This is a genomic window from Kitasatospora sp. NPDC054939 (assembly GCF_053610105.1).
This window is the reverse complement of record NZ_JBSGXP010000272.1, coordinates 1-4,142: the sequence shown is the minus strand read 5'-3', so window position 1 is coordinate 4,142 and position 4,142 is coordinate 1. Positions and strand designations below refer to the sequence as shown.

Sequence of the window (4,142 nt, the reverse complement as noted above, 5' to 3'; positions counted from 1 at the left end):
CAGGGGGGACCCTGTGGGAGAGTAGGACGCCGCCGAACAATCATTGTGGGAGACCCCCGATCCGTCACGGATCGGGGGTTTTCTGCGTTTCCGGGAAGAATGGCGGCGGCCACCACCGGGGCCCGGGAAGAGAACAGCGGAGCGGGGCGCGGAACCCATCCGGTTCCCCGCCCCGCTCGCCCTCGCACCGGCCCGCTACTGGGCCGGCGGAGCGGCGCCCCAGCTCGGCCGGCTCTCGCCGCTGTCCGCGGTGTTGGTGAGCCGGGTCGGCGAGGTGCCGTCGCTGTTCATGGTGAACAGTTCGGCCGTCCCGTCGGCGGCGGCCTGGGCGAAGACGATCGACCTGCCGTCGGGGGAGTACGAGGCGAGGCCGTAGGAGGCGTCGGACGGGGACGGGGTGAGCGCGCCGATAGCGGTCCCGTCGGGGCGGACTGTGTAGATGCCGCCGCCGGGGGTGTTGTCCGCGCCGGCCGGGAAGGTCGTGAACACGATCTGTGTCCCGTCCGGCGACCAGTCGGCCCGCTCGCCGGCGCGCAGGTCCCAGGGGGTGAGCTGGCGCAGGCCGGTGCCGTCGGCGTTCACGACGAAGACGGCGCGGCCGTTGGCGGGTTGGCCGGTGCCGCTGGTCCGGTACTCGAAGGTGAGTTGGGTGCCGTCCGGGGACCAGCTGGGGTTGTCGATGCGGCCGGAGTACGGCTTGTCGTTGGTCAGGAAGGTCAGCCGCTGGGCGTTGGTGCCGTCGGGGGCCATCACGTAGAGGTCCGAGAACTGGATGCTGCCGCTGCTCTCGTCGATGCTGCCCCAGGTGCGGCTGAAGGCGAGCATCTTCCCGTCGGGGGAGAAGGCGGGGCTGCTCTCGGACTCGTTGGCGCAGTCGATGGCGCCGGTCTCGCAGAGGGCGCCGATCTGGCGGGCGCCCTGGCCGGCGGCGGAGACCGTCCAGAGCCGGGTGGCCGTGCTGCCGTCGGGCGTGCGGTCGAAGACGAGGGTTCCGCCGTCGGGCGACCAGTCGGGGTGGTCGTCCCGCGCGCCCTCGGGCGGTTCGGTGAGGCGCTGCTCGCTGCTGCCGTCGGGGGCGACCGTGAAGATGGCGCTGGAGCGGCTGTCGGCGTCGAGCAGGACCCGCCCGGCGATGAGACCGTTGCGCGCCGTCACGGCCTGGGCGGCGGCCGGTCCGGCGGACGGGGCCGCGACGGCGACGGCCGGGGTGGCACTGGGCGTCGGGGTGGGCGAGTTGCCCTGGATGGCGCTGTACGGGATCTCGCCGGGCTGGGCGCCGCAGCCGGCGAGCAGCGGGCCGGCCGCGAGGGCGCCGGCGACGAGCGCGCCCATGACCCGTGCGCGCGGCGGCGCCGACGACCTCGGGTGCTGCGGTACGGGCGGGTGGGGCCCGGTCCCGTGCGGTCCGGACGTGTGCCGTGTGCCGGTCATCCGCGTCTCAACTCCGTCTCCGATGTGGGTCCGATTTCAGGACGAGGCCCCCGGGGGAAGCTGCCACTGTGTCAGATCGGAGCGCGCGTGACCGAGCGACACGCGACGGCGCGCGCTCGCTCGGTCACTCGGAGTACGGAACGGAGTATGCCATCCGGCCGTGCCGGAGGGCGGCTTTGCTACTGGCCGGCGGCGCGGCGCTCGGCCTTGGCGAGGGCCTCCGCCTCGTCCTCGGCCTCGGCGGTCTCCAGGGTGGGCGCGGTGCCGCCGAGGTGGGCGGGCAGCCACCAGCTGTCGTCCGGGCCGTTGGGCGTGGCGGGGTACTCGCGCTGGGCGCGGTCGAGCATCTCGGTCATGGCGGCCCGCAGCCGGCGGGTGACCATGACGGGCTTGTCCGCGGCGGTGAGCTCGATCGGCTCGCCGATCATGATGGTCACCGGGACGTGCCGCTTGGTCAGGGTCTTCGGGCGGCCCTTGGTCCACAGCTGCTGGGTGCCCCAGAGCACGACGGGCAGCAGCGGGGCGCCGGAGTCGGCGGCCATCCGGGCGGCGCCGGTCTTGAACTTCTTCAGCGTGAAGGAGCGGCTGATCGTCGCCTCGGGGAACACCCCGACGACCTCGCCGGCCCGCAAGGCGCGCACGGCGGTCTCGTAGGCGGGCTGGCCGTCGGCGCGGTCGACGGGGATGTGCTTCATGCCGCGCATCAGCGGGCCGGAGACGGCGTGCTTGAAGACCTCGTCCTTCGCCATGAAGCGGGTCTTGCGCTTGCCCCCGCGGTAGGCGCCGAGACCGGCGAAGAGGAAGTCGAGGTAGCTGATGTGATTGCTCACCAGTACCGCTCCGCCCTTGGCGGGGATGTTCTCGGCGCCGACGATCTTGATCCGCACGTCGAGCGCACGGAAGACGGTCAGCGCGGCGCCGATCACCGGGGGGTACACGATCTCTGCCACGGTCAGTCCTGACTTCTCACGGGCTGCTGCCCGAGTCCGGCGGTACCCGCGCCGTGCTCGGGCCGACCGGAGGCGCGGCACGCCGCGGCGGCCACGGGTGATACAAGGGAGATGATCCCCCGAACGAGTGCCCCCTGTCACGCGGCGGTGTCGGGGCGGCCTTGGGCGCGGCGGATCACCAGGTACATCTCGCAGCCCAGGCAGTAGCCGAAGACGGCGCTCAGGAAGGCCGCGGCGAGTGCGAAGGCGGTGGCGAGCAGGCCGAGCCAGGTCACCCCGGTGATGAAGCCGAGCGTGCCGACCGCGCCGAACACCAGGCCGACGCCCTGGGCGAACCGCGGGGGCCGCTCGTCCTCGGTCTGCGTCGGTGGCGCGAGCCGGGGCCGTACCAGGCGGCGGTAGAGCCAGGCGTACGGGGAGAGGCGCATCCCGCCGACGGCGCCGAGGGCGAACACCGCGGTCTGCGCGGCGAGCAGGGCGGCGCTGCCGGACACGAGGACGGCGGCCAGGACGGCGCTGGTGAGGACGGCGGCGAAACGGGGGCCGCGTGGGTCGATCTGCATGGGCGCTCCGGGGGCTCGCGTGGCCGCCCGGGAGGCGGCCGGTGGTCGGGTTGCCGTGCTCGGTGCTGCGGTCGGCCGGGAGGGGCGCGACCGGTCGGGCTCAGCGACAGCGCGAGGTGGTCGCCCGGCCCCGGTCGACGACGCGGCGGGCGATCAGCGGCGGCGGTGCGGGGCGGTCGGAGTCCACGCCGTGATGCTACGCGGGGCGGCACCCGGCGGTCGACCTCCTTTCGGAAGGCCGCCGGCCCTGGCGCACACTGGTGCGGTGACCGGGTTGGTGGTGTGCCTCGTGGTGCTCGTGGTGGCGAGCGCCTTCGGGCTGCTGCGGGCGAAGCGCGACGGGAGGCTGCGGGTGCGGGGCAGGGACGGCGGGGTGCGGCTGTCGGCGGAGGAGCTGGGGGCGCCGCTGGGGGAGCGGGCGACGCTGGTGCAGTTCTCGACGGCATTCTGCCAGCCGTGCCGGGCGACCCGCCGGGTGCTCGGTGAGGTGGCGGCGATGGTCGAGGGCGTGGCGCACGTGGAGCTGGACGCCGAGGCGCAGCTGGAGCTGGTCCGCCGGCTGGAGGTCCTGCGGACGCCGACCGTGCTGGTGCTGGACGCCGGTGGCGCCGTCGTCCGGCGGGCGGTGGGCCTGCCGCGCAGGGCGGACGTGATCGCGGCGCTGGGCGAGGCGGTCTGAGCCGGCGAGCCGGAGGGCGCGGTCCCGGGGTCTCCGGACGGGGTGCGTGCGGCCGGTCCGCGCGCCCTCGCGCGGCGAATCTCACAGCGGATGTGCCGCTCTGTCAGGTGGTCTCGGGCCCGGCCTGGGGCAGGATGGGCGCAGACGGCTGTGCGGCCGTCCCGCAACCCGTCCGGCCGGGGCTTTTCCGGTGGTCGGGGGCCCGTTCGCGGGTGCCGGGCGGGGCGTCCGCACGGGCCCGGAAGCGTAAGCTACTGGCCAGTAGCACCACTGAGCCACTGGCGAGTATGCTGCCAGGAAGTTCCGGACGGGCACGGGAACACGCTGCCCGGAGCGGGTGCGCGCCGTGTTCGCACCTGCTTGCACAGCCGCAGCCGCCGGACGAGACCAGTACAGGAGACAGGCCGTGAGCTTGAGGATCGTTGTCTGTGTGAAGTACGTGCCGGACGCGACGGGTGACCGTCGTTTCGCGGACGACCACACCACCGACCGGGAGGGCGTGGACGGCCTCCTGTCGGA

General features: G+C 74.1%; 4 protein-coding genes and 1 pseudogene. 2 read left to right on the top strand and 3 right to left on the bottom strand.

Annotated features, from left to right (window positions below; all coding sequences use genetic code 11):
* Positions 1–195: 195 nt before the first annotated feature.
* The 3 genes from ACWGB8_RS38010 to ACWGB8_RS38000 form a co-directional block, all read right to left on the bottom strand.
* Positions 196–1,332, bottom strand: a complete 1,137-nt coding sequence (locus ACWGB8_RS38010; RefSeq protein WP_452218228.1) for a hypothetical protein — start codon at positions 1,330–1,332, stop codon at positions 196–198.
* A gap of 278 nt (positions 1,333–1,610) precedes the next feature.
* Positions 1,611–2,381, bottom strand: coding sequence for a lysophospholipid acyltransferase family protein (locus ACWGB8_RS38005; protein ID WP_452218227.1), 771 nt, complete (start codon positions 2,379–2,381; stop codon positions 1,611–1,613).
* A 137-nt stretch (positions 2,382–2,518) separates the two neighbouring features.
* On the bottom strand, positions 2,519–2,944 hold the full coding sequence (locus ACWGB8_RS38000; protein ID WP_452218226.1) for a DUF4395 domain-containing protein: 426 nt from the start codon (positions 2,942–2,944) through the stop codon (positions 2,519–2,521).
* Between the two features lie 265 nt (positions 2,945–3,209).
* Here ACWGB8_RS38000 and ACWGB8_RS37995 point away from each other — a divergent pair, with 265 nt between their 5' ends.
* Positions 3,210–3,623, top strand: coding sequence for a thioredoxin family protein (locus ACWGB8_RS37995; RefSeq protein ID WP_452218225.1), 414 nt, complete (start codon positions 3,210–3,212; stop codon positions 3,621–3,623).
* A gap of 406 nt (positions 3,624–4,029) precedes the next feature.
* A pseudogene (locus ACWGB8_RS37990) lies at positions 4,030–4,142 on the top strand (electron transfer flavoprotein subunit beta); the annotation flags it as partial.